Origin of the sequence: Nonomuraea montanisoli (assembly GCF_013363975.1) — a bacterium.
Lineage (GTDB): Bacteria > Actinomycetota > Actinomycetes > Streptosporangiales > Streptosporangiaceae > Nonomuraea > Nonomuraea montanisoli.
On record NZ_JABWGN010000041.1, the window covers coordinates 1 to 1,241 of the forward strand.

Sequence of the window (1,241 nt, forward strand, 5' to 3'; positions counted from 1 at the left end):
TACCCGCCGGTCCCCGTCGCGTCTCTTTTTCGCGCATCCAGGAGCCCCTCGAAGTTCCTGACCTTCTTGCCCTGCAGACCGAGTCCTTCGACTGGCTGCTCGGCAACGAGAAGTGGAAGGCCCGGGTGGAGGCGGCTCGCCAGGCCGGTCGCAAGGACGTCCCGACCCAGTCGGGCCTCGAAGAGATCTTCGAAGAGATCAGTCCGATCGAGGACTTCTCGGGGACCATGTCCTTGTCGTTCCGCGACCACCGGTTCGAGCCGCCCAAGTACTCAGTCGATGAGTGCAAAGACAAGGACATGACCTTCTCCGCCCCGATGTTCGTGACGGCGGAGTTCATCAACAACACCACCGGTGAGATCAAGAGCCAGACGGTGTTCATGGGCGACTTTCCGCTCATGACGCCGAAGGGCACGTTCGTCATCAACGGCACCGAGCGTGTCGTGGTCTCCCAGCTGGTCCGCTCGCCCGGTGTGTACTTCGAGCGCACTGCCGACAAGACCACCGACAAGGACCTCTACCACTGCAGGGTGATCCCGTCGCGGGGCGCCTGGCTCGAGTTCGAGATCGACAAGCGCGACAGCGTCGGTGTGCGCATCGACCGCAAGCGCAAGCAGGCCGTCACCGTGCTTCTCAAGGCACTGGGATGGACCAACGAACAGATCCTCGAGCGCTTCGGCCAGTACGAGTCCATGCGGGCCACCCTGGAGAAGGACCACACGGCCGGCCAGGACGACGCGCTGCTCGACATCTACCGCAAGCTGCGGCCGGGCGAGCCGCCGACCAAGGAGTCGGCGCAGACCCTGCTGGAGAACCTCTACTTCAACCCCAAGCGGTACGACCTCGCCAAGGTGGGTCGCTACAAGATCAACAAGAAGCTCGGGGTGGCCAGTGAGATCACGCGGAACACCCTGACCGAGGACGACGTCGTCGCCACGATCGAGTATCTCGTGCGCCTGCACGCGGGCGAGGACACGATGCCGGGCGCGGGTGGCGAGGTGATCGTCGAGGTCGACGACATCGACCACTTCGGCAACCGCCGTCTGCGCAGCGTCGGCGAGCTGATCCAGAACCAGGTCCGCCTGGGCCTGGCCCGCATGGAGCGCGTCGTGCGCGAGCGCATGACGACGCAGGACGTCGAGGCGATCACGCCGCAGACCCTGATCAACATCCGCCCGGTCGTGGCGTCGATCAAGGAGTTCTTCGGCACCTCGCAGCTGTCGCAGTTCATGGACCAGATC

The 1,241-nt window shown here is 64.4% G+C and carries 1 pseudogene; it reads left to right on the forward strand.

From position 1 onward, the window contains the following. Nucleotides 1–1,241 (forward strand): annotated as a pseudogene (locus HTZ77_RS44860) (DNA-directed RNA polymerase subunit beta); the annotation flags it as partial.